This is a genomic window from Xanthomonas sp. NCPPB 1128, assembly GCF_001043115.1.
In the GTDB taxonomy this organism is placed as follows: domain Bacteria; phylum Pseudomonadota; class Gammaproteobacteria; order Xanthomonadales; family Xanthomonadaceae; genus Xanthomonas_A.
Window position 1 is genome coordinate 34065 of sequence record NZ_LFME01000020.1, and the last position, 20471, is coordinate 54535.

Sequence of the window (20471 nt, forward strand, 5' to 3'; positions counted from 1 at the left end):
AGTTGGAATTCCAGCGCTTCCAGCGCGCGATCGGGTCAAAAAAACAGCGAGAATGGGAAAGCAAAAATCACTGGCGGGATAATCTGTCCGAAAACCAGATTCAATCCGCATCTGGCAGATACGCACGCTGTCTACGCAAGACACCGCAAGGTCACGCCGGGTCCTGGATCCATGTCCAGGACCCGGGCGCTCAATGCGCCTCGTCCCAGTTGTCGCCCACGCCGCTGTCCACCACCAGCGGCACCTTCAGCTCCGCCGCGGCGGACATGCGCCGGGTCACTTCCGGCAGCAGCGTGTCGACGAAGTCGGCATCGGCTTCGAACACCAGTTCGTCGTGCACCTGCAGGATCATCAATGCGCGGTCGCGGTGGTCCTGCAGCCAGGCGTCCACACCGACCATGGCACGCTTGATGATGTCGGCGGCGGTGCCCTGCATCGGCGCATTGATCGCCGCACGCTCGGCACCGGCGCGCAGGCCCTGCTGGCGGGCGTTGATGTCGTTGAGATACAGGCGGCGGCCGAACAGGGTCTCCACGTAGCCCTGGGTGCGCGCCTGCTCACGCATGCGCTCCATGAAGTCGCGCACGCCCGGGTAGCGGCTGAAGTACAGCGCCACGTAGTCCTGCGCCTCGCCGCGGCCGATGCCCAGGTTACGGGCCAGGCCGAAGGCACTCATGCCGTACATCAGGCCGAAGTTGATCGCCTTGGCGGCGCGGCGCTCGTTGCCGGTGACCTCCTCCAGCTTGCGCCCGAATACCTCGGCGGCGGTGGCGCGGTGCACGTCCACGCCACTGCCGAAGGCGCGCAGCAGGCCCGCATCCTCGGACAGGTGGGCCATGATCCGCAGCTCGATCTGCGAATAGTCGCAGGCGATCAGCTTGCGTCCCGGCGGGGCGACGAAGGCGCGGCGGATGCGGCGGCCGTCGTCGGTGCGGATCGGGATGTTCTGCAGGTTCGGATCGGAGGAGGACAGCCGCCCGGTGGCGGCGCCGGCCTGGTGGTAGCTGGTGTGCACGCGGCCGGTGTCGGGGTTGACCATCTCCGGCAGCTTGTCGGTGTAGGTGCTGCGCAGCTTGGCCAGGCCGCGGTACTCCAGGATCACCCGCGGCAGCTCGTGCTGGTCGGCGATCGCCTCCAGCGCCTCCTCGTTGGTGCTGGGCTGGCCCTTGGGGGTCTTCAGCACCGCCGGCAGCTTCAGCTCGTCGAACAGCACCGCCTGCAGTTGCTTGGGCGAATCCATGTTGAAGCTGCGCCCGGCCAGCGCGGTGGCCTTCTGCTGCGCGGCCAGCATGCGCTGGCTCAGGTCCTGGCTCTGCTTGCGCAGTTCGGCGATGTCCACGCACACGCCGTTGGCCTCGACCCGCGCCAGCACCGGCACCAGCGGCATCTCGATCTCGCGGTAGACCCGCGCCAGCGCGGGTTCGGCATCCAACTGCGCCGACAGCGTGCGGTGCAGGCGCAGGGTGATGTCGGCGTCCTCGGCGGCGTAGCCGGTGGCGTCGTCGATGGCGACCTGCGAGAAAGCGATCTGCTTGGCGCCCTTGCCGGCCACGTCCTCGTACTTGACCGTGTCGTAGCCGAGGTAGCGCCTGGCCAATGAATCCATGTCGTGGCGGCTGGCGGTGGAATTGAGCACGAAGCTCTCCAGCATGGTGTCGTCGGCGTAGCCGCGCACCTCCACGCCGTGGCGGCGCAGCACGTGCAGGTCGTACTTGCCGTGCTGGCCGACCTTGGCCTTGGCCGGGTCTTCCAGCAGCGGCTTGAGCAGCGCCAGCGCCAGCGCGCGATCCAGTTGCACCGGCGCGCCCGGGTAGTCGTGGCCCAGCGGCAGGTAGTCGGCGCGGCCCGGCTCGGTGGCGAAGCTGAGCCCGACCAGGTTGGCGCGCATGGCGTCCAACGCGTCGGTCTCGGTATCGAAGGCAAAGCCGTCGGCGGCGCGCAGGCGCACCAGCAGTTCCTCGAACTGCTCGGGCGTGCTCACTGCGGTGTAGTCGCCCTTGGCGGCCAGTGCCGGGTCCAGCATGGCGGCATCGGCCGGCACGGCGGCGCGGGCATAGCCGGCGGCGGTGCCGCGCAGGCTGGGCGTCGCCTCGCTGGCGGTCTCCGGTGCGGCCACGCCGCCGTCCAGGTCGCGCAGCGCCTGGGTGAAGCCGTAGCGCTGATACAGGCCGCGCAGTTGCTCCGGCTCCTGTTCACGCAGGCCCAGGGTGCGCGGCCCGCCGGCCAGCGCCACGTCAGTCTTGATGGTGACCAGTTCGCGGTTCAGCGGCAGGCGCTGCAGCGCCGCGCGCAGGTTGTCGCCAATCTTGCCCTTGATGCTGTCGGCGTGGGCGATCACCCCGTCCAGCGAGCCGTACTCGGCCAGCCACTTGGCCGCGGTCTTGGGCCCGCATTTCTCGACGCCCGGCACGTTGTCGATGGCATCGCCCATCAGCGCCAGCAGGTCGACGATCTGGTGCGGCCAGACCCCGAACTTCTCCATCACCGCCGCGTCCGAGTCCATGCGGCTACCGCTCATGGTGTTGACCAACTGCACGCCGGGGCGCACCAGCTGGGCGAAATCCTTGTCGCCGGTGGAGATGGTGACGTCCAGGTCGTCGCCGGCGCCCTGCAGGGCCAGGGTGCCGATGACGTCGTCGGCCTCGACCCCGTCCTGGCGCAGGATGGTGATGCCCAGCGCATGCACGATCTGGCACATCGGCTCGACCTGCGCGCGCAGGTCGTCGGGCATCGGCGGGCGGTTGGCCTTGTACTGCGGGTACAGGTCGTCGCGGAAGGTCTTGCCCGGCGCATCGACCACGAAGGCCACGTACTCGGGGCGCTCCTTGAGGGTGGCGCGCAACATGTTGACCACGCCGAACAGCGCGCCGGTGGGCTCGCCGGCGGCATTGGTCAGCGGCGGAAGCGCGTGGAACGCGCGATACAGGTAACTGGACCCGTCGATCAGGACTAATCGGCTCATCGGCCAATTCTACGCTGCGGCGTGTTCGCGGCCTGAAACGGGTTAGCCCCTCTCCCACCGGGAGTGGGGTTGGGGGGAGGGTCGGCGCGCAGCGACGCGCTGAATTGGTCCACGAGGCTGCGCCCGTACCCTCATCCGCCCCTGCGGGGCACCTTCTCCCGAGGGGAGAAGGGAACGGCACTAGCCCCTCTCCCACCGGGAGAGGGGTTGGGGTGAGGGTACGGCGCGCAGCGACGCGCTGAATTGGTCCACGAGGCTGCGCCCGTACCCTCATCCGCCCCTGCGGGGCACCTTCTCCCGAGGGGAGAAGAGAACGGCACTAGCCCCTCTCCCACAGGGAGAGGGGTTGGGGTGAGGGTACGGCGCGAAGCGACACGCTGACGTGGTCCACGAGGCTGCGCCCGTCCCCTCATCCGCCCCTGCGGGGCACCTTCTCCCGAGGGGAGAAGGGAACGGCACTAGCCCCTCTCCCACCGGGAGAGGGGTTGGGGTGAGGGTACGGCGCGAAGCGACGCGCTGACGACGCCTTCTGTTTCCTGAAAGCACGCGGCGCAAGCCACGCATACGCGCCGCCTTCGCGCCCCGCGGGCACCGACGCGGCGCATAATCGGCGGCGACGACGTCCGTGGAGAACACCGCAATGAAAGCCCTGATCCTGGTTCCGCTGTTGCTGCTGGCGGGCTGTGCCTCCACCGGCCTTGGCCCGGACGGCGCGCCGATGGACGTGCGCGGCGCGGAAACCACCCAGCGCAAGATGGACAACGGCGACACCGTCGACGAGTACCGGGTGGGCGGCCAGCTGCGCATGGTCAAGGTGACGCCGGCACGCGGCCCCGCCTACTACCTGTACGACCGCAACGGCGACGGCCACATGGAGGTGGACGGCAGCAAGGACAACGTGTCGCCGGTGTATTGGAAGCTCTACAGCTGGTGACCCGCGCCTTGCGCGCCGCCAAACGGCAGCGCGCAGCGGCGTGGATGCCTTTTCCCGAACGGCCAGATGGGACCACGCAGGGACCGGTCAGCATGCCGCCGGCGCTCACGGCCAGCGGCTTGCGCTGGCCGCAGCCCACCCGCCGTGCCCTAGATGCCGGCAAAGGCCGGAATCGCCGGAAACCCGGCCGGTGCGGTCGCGGTGCCGGCGGTCTTGGCGCCGTTGTGGTACCACAGGTAGTACGGATAGATGCTGGCCGGCGGGTTCAGGCCCAGGCCCTGATCGGCCGAGTAGGACCCGTTGTTGGCGGTCACCTTGACCAGCACCGGCAGCGCCTGCTTCTTGAAGGTGGCATCGCAGACCGCACAGGGAAACGCGTCCTGCACGATCAGGTAGGGCCCCGCAGCGGACTTCTTGCCGAGCGCGTTGTAGACGCCGATCTCCGAGTGCTGCTGTTTGCCCTGGCCGGTGATCTGGCCTTCGGCGCCGAGCTTCCACTTGCCGCCATTGACGTAATAGCCTTCGGTGTTGATGGTCATGCGCGTTCTCCTCAGTCAGTGGGTGATGAGCGCCGGCGGCGCCACGCCGCTCCATGCGCTGTCGTCCGCCGCCTCCGCGGGCGCATGGCAAGGCGCCGCACTTCCCTAAGAACGCGCGCGGATCCAGGCCCGTGAACGGCTGCGGCAGCACCGGCGGGAACAGCGTCGCCGCGCGCGGCGTGGCGGGCCATCGGCCCAAGCCTGATCCTGATGGGAGCGCGCGATGACACGCGCTCGCAGGTAACCCGGTCCACAGAAGGCGCGCTACGGCGCCAGTGCGCCACGCCATGGCCGGGACGCATGCGATCGGCGGTCCCTGACAGCAGCATGATGCGCGGCAGAGGCACCGCGATAGGTGCTCGGTGACGACAGCGGGTGCGGAGCGGCGGAAATCATGCGTGGGCCGCCCGCGCATTGCAGCCCGGAGGCCTGCGCCAAGCCGCGAGGCGTCATTCGCGATGGGCGTCGCCGGCCTGGCCAACGACCGCCTGATCGCGATGGACAGTGCCGTCGCCGCCGCAGCACGCCGCATCGGCAACCGCCAAAGGCACGCTTCGAGCCTTCCGGTGCCCGCGCCGACGCCGGCGCGGGCCGATGGCACCTCAGCGGATCACCAGCACCGGCACCTGGCTGTTGGCGAGCACTTCCGCGGTCTGGCTGCCGAGCAACACCCGGCTCATGCCGCGGCGGCCGTGCGAGGTCATCACGATCAGCTCGCTGTTGCAGGCCACGGCCATGTCGATGATGCCCTCGGCGGCGTAGCGGTCGAGCACGTGGCGGCCGTGCGCGGTCACCCCGGTGGCCGCGGCGGCGGCCAGCGCCGGCGCCAGGATCTTCTGCGCGCCGGCTTCGCGGTCCTGGCGGTATTCGGGGCTGGCCTCGTAGCCCACGCTCCAGCCCATCGCGTCGTACATGCCCATTGCCCACGGCTCCGACACGGTGACGATATCCACCTCGGCGCCGAGCGTGGCGGCCAGCGCCAACCCCTGCTGCAAGCCCTTGGCGGACAACTCGGAACCATCGATGGCGATCAGGATGCGCTGGTACATGGGATGCTCCGCTGACGCCGCGCGCGGCGGCTGGAACAGCATTGCACACCCGATGCGCGGCGCCTGCCTTGACCCGGATCAAATTCAGGCGCTGTGCGGCTTCAATAACCGTGCCGGATTGCCGGCCACGCGCGCGCCGGCGGGCACGTCGCGGCTGACCACGCTGCCGGCGCCGATCACCGCGTCGTCGCCGATGGTCACGCCCGGCAGCACGATCGCGCCGCCGCCGATCCAGACGTTGCGCCCGATCGTCACCGGCCGCCCCAGCTCCAGCCCCTCGGCGCGTTGCGTGGCATCGCGCGGATGATCGGCGGCATAGAGTTGCACTGCCGGCCCGATCTGGGTGCCGGCACCGATGCGTACCGGCGCCACGTCCAGAATCACGCAGTTGAAGTTGAGGAACACATCCTCGCCGAGGTGGATGTTGTAGCCGTAGTCGCAATGGAACGGCGGCCGCACCACCGCACCGCGACCCACCGAACCGAGTCCTTCGACCAGCAGCGCGTGCCGCTGTGCCGGCGGTTCGGCCAGCGCCGCGTTGTAGCGCAGCATCCAGGCACTGGCCGCGTCCTGCTCGGCCTGCAGCTGCGCGTCGCTGGGACGATAGGCCTCGCCCGCCAGCATCTTGTCTTTCTCGCTTCGCATCCTGCCCTCCCAGGCATCGGTCGAACCGGATGATCGCATCGCACTGCGTCACAGCGCGCAAGCGGCGGATGCGCCGCCGTCATGACCTGCAGGCCACGCCGCATTCACCGTCCAGCAACGCACCCGCATCCGATCATCGGGCGACCGCGCCAGCCCATGCGGCCACGTGCGGACTTTCTCCCAGACAAGGCGGTGCACGATGTCCGAGCGTGTGGAAGCAGGTCAGATGGTCTTCGTCGCCGACGGCGAGGTCGGTGTGGGTGCGGTGCGCGAAGTCCGCGACGGCGGCACCACGTTCGTCGTCAACATCGAGAATGGCGGCGATTTCGTGGTGCCGTCGAGCGCGGTGCGCGACGTGCATTTCGGCAAGGTGATCCTGGCGGTCGAGCACCTGCCGGCATCGCTGCGCGAGGCGCTGCGACACCCGCACGCCGCGGAACTGCCGACCTCCACCTACGCCGCCAGCGATCCGAGCGACGGGGCACTGAAGGACTAGTCGCGCGGCGACACGGACACGGCGGCGTACAGACGATCGACCGCGCCGCCCTGGCATCGAACGCATACCCTTTCCCTGGGGTATGCCTGCGTCCTCGATCAAGGCGCCGGTTCCATCGAGGGTATGATCGCTGAGGGCGTGATCGCAAGTTCAATCACCGCGCGTCGCGGCTGAAGCCGCTCCCACAAGACCAGATTCGGCATGGCGGATGCCCTTCCCGTCTGCGCAATCCGGGCGATCCGACCGCCCACAGACATCGCGATGGCAATCGCGGACCAAGAACAACTCAGTCGCTGGCGATGCAACAGGTTGCCGAGGTCATTTTTGCACCCCGCGCCCCGACCGCCATCAGTCCACACGGCGCCCGCATGAACGGCATCGCCTGACGCCTCCCCGGCCAGGCCGACCCGGTGCGCCGGCAATGGCGGCAAGTGCTAACGTTCCGCGCTTCCGCACCTCATCTTGCCTTCGGAGCCGCGCATGTCCGCCACCGCTTTCCCCGCCTCCCGTCGCGCCCGCCGGGCGCTGGTCCTCGGCATCGGCCTGGCGCTCGCCGGCGCCGCGCAGGCGCAGGTGGTGCTCACGCCGGACGTGCCGGCGCCGCAGGACACGCCCTACCCCGGCACCCTGACCCTGCAGGTGGACGCCGGCGACGTGCGCCAGGGCATCTACCGGGTCCACGAGACCATTCCGGTCAGTGCCGGGCGGCTGACCCTGCAGTACCCGCAGTGGATCCCCGGCGACCATTCGCCGAGCGGGCCGGTGGCGATGCTGGCCGGCCTCACCCTCACCGCCAACGGCAAACCGCTGCCGTGGCGCCGCGACACCTTCGACGTGTACAGCTTCCACGTCGACGTGCCGCAGGGCGTGAGCGCGATCGACGCCAGCTTCCAGTACCTGTCGCCGCGCGACGACGGCTTCGAGATGACCGACAAGATGCTGCAGCTGGAGTGGAACAAGGTGGCGCTGTACCCGGCCGGCCACGACACCCGCGGTATCACCGTGGCACCCAGCGTGACCCTGCCGGCCGGCTGGGAGTTCGGCACGGCGCTGGAGACCGCCAGCCGCGACGGCGCCACCACCACCTTCAAGCCGGTGGATTTCACCACCCTGGTCGACTCGCCGATCTATGCCGGGCGCTACTTCAAGCGCGTGGACCTGACCCCGGCCGGCGGCGCGCCGGTGCACCTGGACGTGGTCGCCGACGCACCGCGGTTCCTGGACATCAGCGCCGAGCAGCTGCAGGTGCACCGCAACCTGCCGGTGCAGGCGATCAAGCTGTTCGGCTCGCACCACTACGCGCACTACGACTTCCTGTTCTCGTTGTCGGACGTGCTCGGCGGCAACGGCCTGGAACATCACCAGTCCAGCGAGAACGGACTGGCTGCCGACTACTTCAGCGCCTGGGACGAGAACGCGCCGGACCGCGACCTGCTGGCGCACGAGTACACGCACTCCTGGAACGGCAAGTTCCGGCGCCCGGCCGACCTGTGGACACCGACCTTCAACGTGCCGATGGGCGACTCGTTGCTGTGGGTCTACGAGGGCCAGACCCAGTACTGGGGCTATGTGCTGACCGCGCGTGCCGGCATGTGGACGCCGCAGCAGTTCCGCGACGCGCTGGCGATGACCGCGGCCAACTACGACCGCAACCGCGCCGGTTTCCGCTGGCGCTCGCTGGAAGACACCACCAACGACCCCACCGCCGCGCACCGCGCACCGCTGCCCTACCGCAGCTGGCAGATGAGCGAGGACTACTACAGCGGCGGGCAGATGGTGTGGCTGGCGGTGGATGCCAAGCTGCGTGCGATGAGCGGCGGGCGCAAATCGCTGGATGACGTGGCCAAGGCGTTCTTCGGCGTCGACGACGGCAGCTTCGCGGTCAAGACCTACACCTTCGACGACGTCATCGCCGCACTCGACGGCGTGGTCCACTACGACTGGGCGGACTACATCAACCGGCGCGTCTACCAGGTGGACCCGCCGCTGCTGGAAGGCTTGCAGGCCAGCGGCTGGAAGCTGGTGTACACCGACCAGCCCAGCGCGTTCGAGAAGCAGTACGACGGCCGCCACCAGTCGGCGCGGCACCGCTACAACTTCGCCTGGTCGATCGGCCTGGTGATGAACGACGACGCCAGCATCAACGACGTGCTGTGGGACGGACCGGCGTTCAAGGCGGGCGTCAGCAGCGGCGCCACGGTGCTGGCGGTGAACGGCCAGGACTACTCGCGCGACACGCTCAAGCAGGCGATCGCCGACGCCAAGGGCGTCAGCGCGCCGATCGTGCTGACGCTCAAGTACCAGGGCGGCGTGCGCGACGTGCCGGTGAACTACCACGACGGCCTGCAGTATCCGCACCTGGTGCGGGTCGAGGGCACGCCGGACTACCTGAGCAAGATCATCGCCGCACGGCGCTGAGCCAAGGGCGTGTCACCCATTCCCGAGCGCGCCTGCCAGGCCCAACACGAAGGGCTGATTGCGCGTGCCCGTGGCCGCGTCATCGCTCGGGCATGGACGCGCGTCCAGATCCTCGCTCTTCCTTGCCACAGGCACGCGCAGTCGCGGCGCGGCACGCTCGGGGATGGGTGACACGCCCTAGGCTCGCCGCCGCTGCCGGCAACGCAGCGGCGGCACGTGCGCGACGCGGCGCCGTCACACGCCGCACGCGCATGCCGGCGACAATGGCATGCGGAGTTTCCGTCCTGCCCCGGCATGCCTGCGATCGAGTTGCTGACCGTCAATGTGCACATGGGCTTCAGCGTGCTGAAGCGGCGCTTCATGCTGCCGGAACTGCGCGCGGCGATCCGCGCCCTGCCCGCGGACCTGGTGTTCCTGCAGGAAGTGCTGGGCGAACACCAACTGCATGCCGGCCGCCATGCCGACTGGCCGGCGCAGAGCCAGTACGAGTTCCTCGCGGATGCGCTGTGGCCGCAGTTCGCCTACGGCAGCAACGCGGTGTATCCGCATGGGCACCACGGCAATGCGCTGCTGTCGCGCTTCCCGATCGCCTCCTTCGTCAACCGCGACGTCTCCATCGCCGGCCACGAACACCGCGGGCTGCTGCATGCGGTGCTGGACATCCCTGGACATGCCGTGGCGCTGCATGCGATCTGCGTGCACCTGGGCCTGCGCGAAGCGCACCGGCGCCGGCAGATCGGCCTGCTCGGTGCGCTGATCGCCGAATTGCCGGCACAGGCGCCGCTGATCGTCGCCGGCGACTTCAACGACTGGCGCCAGCGCGGGCATCCGCTGCTGCAGCGGCATGGGCTGACCGAGGCCTTCGCGCACCTGCACGGGCGCGTGGCGCGCAGCTTCCCGGCGCGCTGGCCGCTGCTGCCGCTGGACCGCATCTATGTGCGCAACGTGCGCCTCGAGGGCGCGCAGGTGCTGACCGGCCGCCCGTGGTCGCACCTGTCCGACCACGCCCCGCTGCACGCCAGGATCGTGCTGTGAACCGGGCAGCGAACCGCGACACGCGCTGGCGCCAGGGCCACCGCCTGCAGTTGCTGGAGAACGGCGATGCGTACTTCCCGCGCGCCTTCGCCGCGATCGATGCGGCCCGGCACGAGGTGTTGCTGGAAACCTTCATCTGGTTCGAGGACAAGGTCGGCCTGGCGCTGAAGGACCACCTGGTCGCCGCCGCGCGTCGCGGCGTGCGCGTGCACCTGCTGGTGGACGCGTTCGGATCGCCGGATCTCTCGCCCGGCTTCGTGCGCGAACTGACCGAGGCCGGGGCCGAGTTGCGCCTGTTCGACCATCAGCCGACCCTGCTCGGCGTGCGCCTGAACGTGTTCCGGCGCATGCACCGCAAGCTGCTGGTGGTGGACGGGCGCATTGGCATGATTGGCGGCATCAACTGGTCGGCCGATCACCTGGCCGACTTCGGCGCGGAGGCCAAGCAGGACTACGCGGTGGAGGTGCACGGCCCGGTGGTGGCGGACATGGTCGCGTTCGTGCGTCGGACCCTGGATACCCACGGGACCGGCGCCGGTTGGGAGCCGCAGAAAAAAGTCGATGTGCCGCCCGCCGGCGAGGCCGAGGTGTGCTTCCTGCCGCGCGACAATGCCGGCCGCTCGCGCAGCATCGAACGCGCCTACCGGCAGGCGTTCCGCAGCGCACAGCAGGAGATCGTGCTCGCCAACGCCTACTTCTTCCCCGGCTACGGTTTCCTGCGCGACCTGTGCGCCGCCGCGCGCCGCGGGGTGGCGGTGAAGCTGATCTTCCAGGGCCAACCGGACACGCCGCTGGCGCTGTTCGCCGCACGCGCGCTGTACCGGCATCTGGTCGATGCCGGGGTGCAGATCTTCGAATACTGCGAGCGCCCGTTCCACGGCAAGGTCGCGGTGATCGACGGCCACTGGAGCACGGTGGGATCGAGCAACCTGGATCCGCTGAGCCTGGCGCTGAACCTGGAAGCCAACCTGGTGATCCGCGACGCTGCCTTCGCGCGCGACCTGCATGGGCGCCTGCAGCGGCTGATGCAGCGGCATTGCCGGCAAGTCGTGCCGGCACAGGTACCGCGCGGGCGCTTCTGGCAACCGCTGCTGCGGCCGCTGCTGTTCCATCTGCTGCGCAACGTGCCGCAGTGGGCCAGCCGACTGCCCAAGCGTACGCCGCGTACCGCGGTGTTGCGGCGCAACCGGCACGCACCATGAGCCGCACGCGCAAGCGCTGGCGCATGCTGCGCCGCTTCGCTTATCTGGCCTTCCTGGCGCTGGTGGCGATACTGCTGGTGCGCGCGGCACGCACGGTGGACTGGGCGGCGGTCGGCACGACCCTGGCCGGCTACGGCGCCGGCACCCTGGCCACCGCGGCCGGCCTGAGCCTGGCCAGCTACCTGCTGTATGCCGGCTACGACCTGGCCGCGCGTCGCTACGCGGCACATGCGGTGCCGACGCCGCGGGTCATGGCGATCGCGGACATCGCCTACGCGTTCAGCCTGAACGTCGGCGCGCTGATCGGCGGCACCGCCATCCGCTACCGCCTGTACGGACGTGCCGGACTGGGCCTGGCGACGATCAGCCGCGTGGTCGGCTTCGCCATCGCCACCAATTGGATGGGCTATCTGCTGCTGACCGGTGTGCTGCTGGTCAGTGGCCGCCTGCGCACGCCGGCGCAGTGGTCACTGAGTGGCGCGGCGCTGCCATGGATCGGCGCGGCGATGCTGGGTGTGGTGGTGGCCTACTTGATCGCCTGCCAGCGCGCGCATGGCCGCACGCTGCAGGTGCGCGGCCACGTCCTGCACCTGCCGCCGTTGCCGCTGGCCCTGCTGCAACTCGGCCTGGGCACCGGCAACTGGGCGCTGATGGGCGCCCTGCTGTACGTGCTGATGCCGGCCGGCGTGGCCTACACCTCCGTCCTGGGCGCACTGCTGGCGGCGGCCGTGGCCACCGCCATCGCGCACGTGCCGGCCGGCATCGGCGTGCTGGAAGCGGTGGTGCTGCCGCTGCTTGGGACGCAGGCGCCGCAAGCGGAACTGCTGGCTGCGCTGCTGGCCTATCGCGCCTTCTACTACCTCGGCCCGCTGCTGCTCGCCTGTGCGGGCTACGCGGTGCTGGAGGCGCGGAGACGTCGCGGCGCGGGCTGAGCGAGGACGGCCTGCGCGTCGGTGGCAACGCAGCAGGATGGTGACGCGTCACGCTGTAGCGCACCAAGCGACGCGACGCTGCATCCGCGCACCGGCACGGCTCAAGCCCGTGACGACCGCACTTGTTGCGGTACGCCCCCGGTGCTAGCGTCGCAGCGCACGCGTCCTGGAGCAGGGCGGTCATGCCGCCGCACGGACGCGCTCTTCGGCACCCCGGCACGGTCGACCGAGTGAACGCGCGCAGCACACACGTCATTGGCTGTCCTCATCGCCGCACACCATTCCCGGGAGGTCGCATGAAACTGCTGTTTGCCGTCGCGTTGGCGACGCTGCTGTCGCCGTGTCTGTCCGCTTCCGCCGCACCCGCTGCGCCCTCGCCCCTGCTCGGCAACTGGGCCGTGGACGTGGCGCGCCTGGATCGGGCACCCCAGGATCGGCCCAAGGCCGTCACCCTGCGCTTCAGCGACGCGGGCAAGGGCAAGTGGGCGGTCAAGGTCGACATTGCCGAACAGGGAGGCGGCACCATGCATGCCGAAGGCGTCGCCGCGCTCGATGGCCGCGCCACGCCGGTGAAGAACAATTTCGAGGCCGATGTCTTCGCCCTGCAGATGCCCGCGCCGAACGTGCTGGTGATGATGCTGTCCAAGGACAGGAGCGTGGCCTCGACCCGCATCTACACTGTCGCCGCGGACGGACGCTCGATGACCGAGACCGTGTCCGCGTTCGCGCCGGACGGCACGCCGACGATGCGCACCAATTACTTCACCCGCGTCGCGGCATCGCAGCGCTGACGCATGCGCAGGGTGACGCCCATGCCGGTCTCATCCCTTCGCACGCTGCGATGAGGATCGACAGCGGTCGTATGGCGGCATGTCCGGTGGATGCGAAATAGCGATCACATGGAACAGGATGGCGACTGATCGCGTCCCTGCCCCACGATTCCCAATGTGCCTGGATCGCAGTGTGGCGCGGCTGGACGATCGAGGACGCACGGCACATGGCCGCGATGGCGGCGTCGCAGTGAGCGGCAACGCGCTTCCGAAATCGGGGGCAGCGCGCGGTCCTGATGGCATTCGACGTCCTGCCGGGCACCGACGCATGGTGCGGCAAGGACGCTGAAGCAGCGCAATCCTTGCAAGCGCCGTTCTACACTCACGGCGACAAGACGACACCGCGACCGGGAAGGAGCAGCATGAAGTTCTATGGATATCCGCTATCGGATCTAACGGTCGAGGAGACGGGGCCAGTCGCCCTGGCCGAGGTCACGCTATGCGCAGATCCCGGCGAGCTGAAGGCAATCGCGCGGTTCCTTCGCGACTGTGCGGAAGAGATGGAGCGCATCGGTGCGGATTACGATCACCTGCATCTTTCCGATCGGATCGCGCAGTTCGAAACATCGCCCCAGTTCGTGGTGGCTGCCGCGACTTTGGGGTGATGCCGACGCAGGCCAAGCACTGCTTCCTCCAGCCGCCCCATTTTTTCCAGCAGACACGCACTGGGGAAACAAGCCGCCCTCCCCTGCCGGCCTGGGCCCGGCCTTCGCCAGCCTCCGACAAGGCATAGGCCAGGAACTCAACCAGTTCGGTCATCGTTTGGCGGTCCACTTCGGCGTCTCCAACGCATGCCCCCAATGGCTGGGCGTACAGCAACAGCGCTAAAGTAGCGGCCCGATGACCGGACATGCCCCGTGACGCCCAAGTTCTGGCTGCTGCAAGCGTTCGGCTGGTCGTTGTTCCTGGCGATCGCCTACGTGGCCCGCCCGAGCGAAGCCGCGGTCGCCGATTCGCTGCAGTTCATGGCGACGCTCGCACTGAGTGCAGCCGGGTTGGCAGGCAGCCTGGCGTTGCGCTGGATCTACCGGCGGCTGCAGGCCGATGGCTATGGCGAGGTGCGCTGGCTGGGCATCCTGTTCGCCGCCAGCGTGCTGGCGGCGGTGACGATCGATCTGCTGTTGTATGTGCTGCTGTGGCTGGGCGCGGGGCTGAGTCCGGTTCTGGCGGCGCTGCAGCAAGCCCAGCCGCCGATGGCGCGCGCGCCGCTGCTGGCCGTGGCCTATATCGCCTGGAGCCTGCTGTACCTGGCCATCAGCCGGCAGACCCGGCTGCAGCAGGCGGCCCGCACCCAGCGCGAGTTGCAATTGGCGTTGAAGGACGCGCAGTTGCAGCGCCTGCTGGGCCAGCTCAACCCGCATTTCGCCTTCAATGCGCTCAACAACATCCGCGCCTTGATCCTGATCGACCCGGAGGCGGCGCGCGCGCAACTGACGCGCTTCGCCGCCACCCTGCGCTATCAGTTTTCCGGCGGCGACGACGCCCTGGTGTCGGTGCACGAGGAGCTCGAGGTGGTGCGCGATTATCTGGGCCTGGTCGGCCTGCAGCTGGGGGCGCGATTGCGCTACCGGGAACAGGTGGACCCGCAGGCGCTGGCAGTGCGCGTGCCGCGCTTCTGCCTGCAGTTGCTGGTGGAGAATGCGATCAAGCATGGCCTGGGGCCGAGCAGCGCCGGCGGCGATCTGCAGGTCTGTGTAGCCCTGCAGCGCGGCGATCTGCAGTTGGAGGTGCGCAACACCGGCCAGTTGCGCCACGACCACGGGCAAGGCACCGGCTTGAACAATCTGCGCCAGCGCCTGCTGCTGTCGTTCGGGCCTGGCGCCGGCTTGCGCCTGGCCCAGGAAGAGCAGTGTGTGGTGGCCAGCGTGTGGATAGGAGTGGCGGCGTGATCGAAGCGGTGATCGTGGAGGATTCGGAACTTGCCCGTTTCGAGTTGCAGCATCAACTCAAGGCCTATCCGCAGGTGAGCGTGGTCGGCCACGCCGCCGATGTGGAGGCGGCGGTGACGCTGATCGAAACGGTCGCACCCGATGTGGTGTTCCTGGATATCGACCTGCCCGGCGGCAATGCCTTCGACGTGCTCGAACGTCTGTCGCAGGTGCCGCGCATCGTCTTCACCACCGCCTTCGATGCCTACGCCCTGAAAGCCTTCGCGTTCAACACCGTGGATTACCTGCTCAAGCCGATCGAACCGCAGCGGCTGGCGCAGGCGATCCAGAAGCTGTCCGAGTCGATGCCGGCGAGCCCGGCGCGGCGTTCGATGGACAGCGCCATCTTCATCAAGGACGGCGAGCACTGCTTCCTGGTCAAGCCGCGCGATGTGCGGGTCATCGAGGCGGTCGGGAACTACAGCCGCGTGCATTTCCTGCAGCACGCACCCCTGCTGTACCGCCCGCTCGGCGCGATCGAGGCGCAGCTGGCGCCGGAGAAGTTCTTCCGCGCCAGCCGCAAGTACATCGTCAATCTCGACTACGTGGAGCAGGTGGCGCCGTGGAGCAACGGTGGCTTGTTGCTCACGCTGCGCGGTGGCGTGGAGGTCGAGGTGTCGCGGCGGCAGAGCGCGCGCTTCAGGGAGCTGTTGAGCCTGTAGGCGCATCCGCTTCGCGTACGCCGGTGCTGTCGCCCATCAGCCGGTCGTGCAGGGTCATCGTGGGCCGGCCGTCGCGGTCCTGGCCGAAGCTCAACGCATCCAGTCCCCCGTCCAGATAGTAGCGGCCGTCCGTATGCGCCTGCAGCGGCAGCGCATCGTCGCCCTCGCGCTGCAGTTGCAGGCGGCCCTCCACTTGTGCAAGGACACGGGTGCCGTCGGCGAACCGGTACTGCCCGGTGCGGCCTGGCGACAGCGCATGGGCCGGGTCGATGCCGGGATATGGCTGCCCGGCCGCCATCGCCGCCAGGCGCACGGCCAGGGTGGTGGGATCCAGGAATTCGGCATTGGTGAGCACCACCACGAACACGTCCGGCTCGCCGATACGCACCACGTAGCTGTTGAAGCCGTTGATGAAGCCACCGTGCTCCACGTCCGGCAAGCCGTTCGCCTGGCCAATGATCCAACCGAAGCCATATGGCGACAGGCTGCCGTCGGCGAGCCTGGTCTTGGCCATCGCCTGCGCGAGCGTCGCCGCCGGCAGCAGCCGCGCGTCGCGCAGCGCGCGGTGCCAGATCGCCAGGTCGTCGACGGTGCTGATCAGGCCGCCGGCGCCCTGCGGCTGCGACATGCTGATGAAGTCCGCGTTCTGCAGCGCCTGCCCGGCACGACGGTAACCGTGGGCGCGATGCGGGATCAGCGCCAGGTGATCGTCGTAGCGCGTGTGGGTCATGCCCAACGGCTGGAAGATGGCCTGCTGCAGGTACTCCGCATAGGGCTGGCCGGTGAGACGTTCGATCAGGTGGGTCAGCACGATGTAGTTGGAGTTGCTGTAGCGGAACCGCGTCCCCGGCACGAACTCCAGCGGCAGATCCCGGAAATAGCAGATCAGGTGCATGGCATCGGTATCCTCGCGGCGCGCGGCGCGCGAGGCGGGGATGCTGCTGACGTTCTTGATGCCCGAGGTCTGCGTCAGCAGCTGGCGGACCGTCACGTTCGCCATCGGGCCGTGCAAGGCCGGATCCAGCGACAGCAGCGTCGCATCCAGCTCCAGCTTGCCGGCCTGGACCAGTTGCAGCACCGCGACCGCCGTGAACTGCTTGGTGACCGATGCCAGGCGCAGCGCCGACGCCGGCTGCATCGCCACCCCATTCTCCACGTCGGCCAGGCCATAGGCCTGGCGCAGCAGGACCCGATCGCCGCGGGTCACCAGCACCACGCCGCCCGGCCCGGCCTCCTTGAAGAACTGCGTGGCGGCCTGGGCCAGGTCCTTTTCCGGTTGCGCGGCGACCGCGCCCGCCGCGGCGTGCGCCGTGCCGACCATGGCCAGAACCGTTGCCAACAACCACGCCAAACGATGTGTCATGCGCCTTCCCCTTGGTGATGTGGGGCAAGGCTGGCGCGCCCGCACAGCGCACTCCAGCGACCTATGACGAACGGGGGGCACGGCACGTGAGCGGTCGTCGGCATGGATGAGCGGAGGCGCGGCCGCGGGATCTGCGCAGCCCCGGCAGCGTTGGCTGGCCGGCGGACGCGGGCCGCGAATGTGCCTGCGGGAATGCTGGGACAGCGGCGAGACGGCATGCGCAGTCCGCTACCGCGGCACGCAGTTAGGCGCCGAAAACGCAACGCCAGCGCCTGCTGGTGCATTCCCGAGCACGCCGCTCGGGAATGCACGATGTGGCCTAGAGCACCGTCAGATTGGCGTACGCCATCACCAGCCACTTGGCGCCGGCCTCGTCGAACTGCACCTGCACGCGGGCGTGGGCGCCGCTGCCTTCGTAGTCGATGACCACGCCGCCGCCGAACTTGGGGTGCTGCACGTTGGCGCCGAGCTTGATCGCCGGGGCCTCGATCACGCTGTGCCCCATGCTGCGCGGCGCACCCAGCGAGGCGCTGCGCGACACCTGCACCTTCGGCCGCACCTCGTGCAGCAGCTCGCGCGGGATCTCGCGCAGGAAGCGCGAGGGCACGTTGTAGTTGTCCTGGCCGTGGATGCGCCGCGACTCGGCATAGCTCAACACCAGCTTGTGACGCGCGCGGGTGATGCCGACGTAGGCCAGGCGCCGCTCTTCCTCCAGGCGCCCGCTCTCTTCCAGCGAACGCGCACTGGGGAACAGGCCGTCTTCCATGCCGGCCAGGAACACGATCGGGAATTCCAGGCCCTTGGCCGAGTGCAGGGTCATCAGCTGCACGCCCTCCTCGCCGGCCTGGGCCTGGCCCTCGCCGGCCTCCAGCGAGGCGTAGGCCAGGAACGCGACCAGTTCGGTCATCGCCTGGCGGCCTTCGTCGGCGTCCTCGTCGCCGTCGGCGCGGACGAAACGCGAGGCCACCGAGACCAGTTCGTCGAGGTTGTCGGTGCGCGATTCCGAATCCAGCCCGCCGCGGCTCTCCTTGCTCCAGTGCTCGCGCAGGGTGGAGCGCGCCAGCACCTGGTCAATCTGTTCGGGCAGCGGCAGCCCGGCCACTTCCGCGGCCAACTGCTCGATCAGGCCCAGGAACTGGCTCAGCGCGTTGCGCGCGCGTGCGGCCAGGTCGCCGCCCTGCTGCGCGGCCTGCTGCGCCGCGGCCCACAGCGACAGCGACTGCGCACGCGCCAGGCGCCGCACTTCGTCCAGGGTGCGGTCGCCGATGCCGCGCGTGGGTGTGTTGACCGCACGCTCGAACGCGGCATCGTCGGCACGGTTGGCGACAAGGCGCAGGTAGGCCAGGGTGTCCTTGATTTCGGCGCGCTCGAAGAAGCGCATGCCGCCGTAGACCCGGTACGGCACCTGTTCGGCGATCAGCGCCTCTTCGAACGCGCGCGACTGCGCATTGCTGCGGTAGAGCACCGCCGCCTCGCTGTAGCTGCCGCCGTCGCGCACCCACTGGCGCACGCGCTCGACCACGTAGCGCGCCTCGTCCACCTCGTTGTAGGCGGCGTACAGGTCGATCGGCTCGCCGTCGCCCGAATCGGTCCACAGCTGCTTGCCGATGCGGTCGGGGTTGTGCGCGATCACCGCGTTGGCGGCGTTGAGGATGTTGGCGCTGGAGCGGTAGTTCTGCTCCAGGCGGATGGTCTGCGCGCTGGGGAAATCGGTGAGGAAGCGCTGCACGTTCTCGACCTTGGCGCCGCGCCAGCCGTAGATCGCCTGGTCGTCGTCGCCGACCACGAACACGTGGCCGCTGTCGCCGGCAAGCACGCGCACGAACGCGTACTGGATGGCGTTGGTGTCCTGAAACTCGTCGACCAGGATCTCGCCGAAGCGGGCGCGGTAGTGCGCCAGCAGCGCCGGGGTGTCGCGCAGCAGTTCGTGCGCGCGCAGCAGCAGTTCGGCGAAGTCGACCAGGCCGGCGCGGTCGCAGCGCTCCTGGTACAGCGCGTAGGCATTGCGCAGGGTGGTGACCCACTCGTCGCGCGGCTCCGGCTGGATGTGCTGGGCGCGGCGGCCCTCGTCCTTCTGCTGGTTGATCCACCACACGATCTGCTTGGGCGGGAACTTGCCCTCGTCCAGCTCCAGTTGCTGCACCACGCGCTTGACCAGCCGCAGTTGGTCGTCGGCGTCGAGCACCTGGAAGCTTTCCGGCAGCTTGGCGTCCTGCCAGTGCAGGCGCAGCAGGCGGTGGGCCAGGCCGTGGAAGGTGCCGATCCACATGCCGCGGCTGCCGTTGCGCAGCTGCAGGTCGGCGCGGTGGCGCATCTCGCCCGCGGCCTTGTTGGTGAAGGTGACCGCCAGAATGCCGTGCACCGGCACGCCATGCACCTGGTGCAACCAGGCGATGCGATGGGTGAGCACGCGCGTCTTGCCGGAGCCGGCGCCGGCCAGGACCAGATAATGGCCGGGCGCGGCGGAAACGGCCTCGCGCTGGGCGGGGTTCAGATCGTCGAGCAAATGAGAGACATCCACCCGCGCATTTTAGCCGGTGCAGCGGCGCAGCGGCTGCGACAGCGCGCGCCGCGCGACGGACGATGTGGCCTCACTCGGCGCGGAACAGGCGTTCGGCCAGGAAATCCACGAACACGCGCAGCTTCGGCGACAGTTGCCGGCTAGACGGCCACACCACGAAGAACGCGCCGCCGTCGGCCATGTGCGCGTCCAGCACCGGCTGCAGGCGGCCGTCGGCCAGCGCGTCCCGGGCCAGGAACGCCGGCATGCAGGCGATGCCCATGCCGGCGATCGCCGCGGCGCGCACCGCTTCCATGTTGTTGCAGGTGAGCACCGCCGGCGGCAGCGGCGCCGATTCGGCCAGCGGCCAGTCCTGCGGCTTGCCGGTACCGGGCACGCGGAACAACACGCCGTCGTGCGCGGCCAGCTGCGACGGGGTCTGCGGCACGCCGCGGCGGCGCAGGTAGTCCGGCGCGGCGCACAGGCAGAACCGGAATGGCCCCAGGCGCCGCGCCAGCAGCCGCGAGTCGGCCTGCACGCCGCTGCGGATCACCGCATCCAGGCCGTGTTCGAGCAGGTCGACCACACGGTCGTCGAACGCCAGGTCCAGCTCCACGTCCGGATAGCGCTGGCGGAACTCGGGCAGCAGCGGCACCAGGAAGCGGTAGCCGATGGTCGGCAGGCCGACCCGCAGCCGCCCGCGCGGCGCCTGCCGGGTCTGCGCCAGCGCGTCCTCGGCCTCGCGCAGGTCGGCCAGCACACGCTGGCAATGCTCCAGGAACAACGCGCCCTCGGCGGTCAGCGCGATGCGCCGGGTGGTCCGCTGCAGCAGGCGCACACCGAGCGCGCGCTCCAGCGCGGCCACGCTCTTGCCCACCGCCGAGGCCGAGATGCCGAGCACGCGGCCGGCGCCGACGAAACTGCGCTGTTCGGCGGCACGGACGAAGGCGACGATACCGGTGAGGCGGTCCATGCC

17 protein-coding genes are annotated in these 20471 nt (G+C 69.3%); 10 read left to right on the forward strand and 7 right to left on the reverse strand.

What is annotated here, in order from left to right; genetic code table 11:
- Window positions 1–190 precede the first annotated feature (190 nt).
- Window positions 191–2962 (reverse strand): DNA polymerase I, encoded by a 2772-nt coding sequence (polA, locus tag ACP93_RS13105; RefSeq protein ID WP_048491122.1) that lies wholly within the window; start codon window positions 2960–2962, stop codon window positions 191–193.
- 640 nt (window positions 2963–3602) lie between these two features.
- Here polA and ACP93_RS13110 point away from each other — a divergent pair.
- Window positions 3603–3896, forward strand: coding sequence for a DUF2782 domain-containing protein (locus ACP93_RS13110; protein ID WP_017910345.1), 294 nt, complete (start codon window positions 3603–3605; stop codon window positions 3894–3896).
- A 149-nt stretch (window positions 3897–4045) separates the two neighbouring features.
- Here the strand turns inward: ACP93_RS13110 and ACP93_RS13115 are convergent, their stop codons facing one another.
- The 3 genes from ACP93_RS13115 to ACP93_RS13125 all read right to left on the reverse strand — a co-directional run bounded on the left by ACP93_RS13115 (window position 4046) and on the right by ACP93_RS13125 (window position 6129).
- On the reverse strand, window positions 4046–4435 hold the full coding sequence (locus ACP93_RS13115; protein WP_048491123.1) for a hypothetical protein: 390 nt from the start codon (window positions 4433–4435) through the stop codon (window positions 4046–4048).
- Between the two features lie 602 nt (window positions 4436–5037).
- The gene (locus ACP93_RS13120; protein WP_048491167.1) at window positions 5038–5484 is read right to left on the reverse strand and encodes a universal stress protein; all 447 of its coding nucleotides are present in this window, start codon (window positions 5482–5484) and stop codon (window positions 5038–5040) included.
- A gap of 84 nt (window positions 5485–5568) precedes the next feature.
- Window positions 5569–6129, reverse strand: a complete 561-nt coding sequence (locus tag ACP93_RS13125) for a sugar O-acetyltransferase (protein WP_048491124.1) — start codon at window positions 6127–6129, stop codon at window positions 5569–5571.
- A gap of 199 nt (window positions 6130–6328) precedes the next feature.
- Here ACP93_RS13125 and ACP93_RS13130 point away from each other — a divergent pair, with 199 nt between their 5' ends.
- From ACP93_RS13130 to ACP93_RS13170, 9 genes are all read left to right on the forward strand, one after another.
- The gene (locus ACP93_RS13130; RefSeq protein ID WP_228136033.1) at window positions 6329–6625 is read left to right on the forward strand and encodes a hypothetical protein; all 297 of its coding nucleotides are present in this window, start codon (window positions 6329–6331) and stop codon (window positions 6623–6625) included.
- A 480-nt stretch (window positions 6626–7105) separates the two neighbouring features.
- Window positions 7106–9043, forward strand: a complete 1938-nt coding sequence (locus ACP93_RS13135) for a M61 family metallopeptidase (RefSeq protein WP_048491125.1) — start codon at window positions 7106–7108, stop codon at window positions 9041–9043.
- A gap of 294 nt (window positions 9044–9337) precedes the next feature.
- Window positions 9338–10078: an endonuclease/exonuclease/phosphatase family protein gene (locus ACP93_RS13140; protein ID WP_048491126.1), complete on the forward strand. Its 741-nt coding sequence runs from the start codon at window positions 9338–9340 to the stop codon at window positions 10076–10078.
- Window positions 10075–11280 carry a cardiolipin synthase ClsB gene (gene clsB, locus ACP93_RS13145; RefSeq protein ID WP_048491127.1) on the forward strand — a complete coding sequence of 402 codons (1206 nt, stop codon included), beginning with the start codon at window positions 10075–10077 and terminating at the stop codon, window positions 11278–11280. The genes ACP93_RS13140 and clsB overlap by 4 nt, the downstream gene beginning before the upstream one ends.
- Window positions 11277–12212: a putative bifunctional lysylphosphatidylglycerol flippase/synthetase gene (locus tag ACP93_RS13150; protein WP_048491128.1), complete on the forward strand. Its 936-nt coding sequence runs from the start codon at window positions 11277–11279 to the stop codon at window positions 12210–12212. Before clsB ends, ACP93_RS13150 begins: the two co-directional genes overlap by 4 nt.
- 296 nt (window positions 12213–12508) lie before the next feature.
- Window positions 12509–13003 carry a hypothetical protein gene (locus ACP93_RS13155; protein ID WP_048491129.1) on the forward strand — a complete coding sequence of 165 codons (495 nt, stop codon included), beginning with the start codon at window positions 12509–12511 and terminating at the stop codon, window positions 13001–13003.
- Between the two features lie 275 nt (window positions 13004–13278).
- Complete coding sequence (locus tag ACP93_RS13160) at window positions 13279–13647, forward strand: Imm32 family immunity protein (RefSeq protein ID WP_053069748.1); 369 nt, start codon at window positions 13279–13281, stop codon at window positions 13645–13647.
- A 252-nt stretch (window positions 13648–13899) separates the two neighbouring features.
- Window positions 13900–14931, forward strand: a complete 1032-nt coding sequence (locus ACP93_RS13165; RefSeq protein ID WP_048491130.1) for a sensor histidine kinase — start codon at window positions 13900–13902, stop codon at window positions 14929–14931.
- Window positions 14928–15632, forward strand: coding sequence for a LytR/AlgR family response regulator transcription factor (locus ACP93_RS13170; protein WP_053069749.1), 705 nt, complete (start codon window positions 14928–14930; stop codon window positions 15630–15632). The genes ACP93_RS13165 and ACP93_RS13170 overlap by 4 nt, the downstream gene beginning before the upstream one ends.
- On the opposite strand, the gene ACP93_RS13175 is transcribed toward ACP93_RS13170, so the two are convergent.
- From ACP93_RS13175 to ACP93_RS13185, 3 genes are all read right to left on the reverse strand, one after another.
- Window positions 15610–16995, reverse strand: coding sequence for a serine hydrolase domain-containing protein (locus ACP93_RS13175; RefSeq protein ID WP_048491131.1), 1386 nt, complete (start codon window positions 16993–16995; stop codon window positions 15610–15612). The two genes, ACP93_RS13170 and ACP93_RS13175, sit on opposite strands and share 23 nt — an antisense overlap.
- Before the next feature lie 319 nt (window positions 16996–17314).
- Window positions 17315–19516 (reverse strand): DNA helicase II, encoded by a 2202-nt coding sequence (gene uvrD, locus ACP93_RS13180; protein WP_048491132.1) that lies wholly within the window; start codon window positions 19514–19516, stop codon window positions 17315–17317.
- A gap of 70 nt (window positions 19517–19586) precedes the next feature.
- On the reverse strand, window positions 19587–20468 hold the full coding sequence (locus ACP93_RS13185; RefSeq protein WP_048491133.1) for a LysR family transcriptional regulator: 882 nt from the start codon (window positions 20466–20468) through the stop codon (window positions 19587–19589).
- Window positions 20469–20471: the final 3 nt, after the last annotated feature.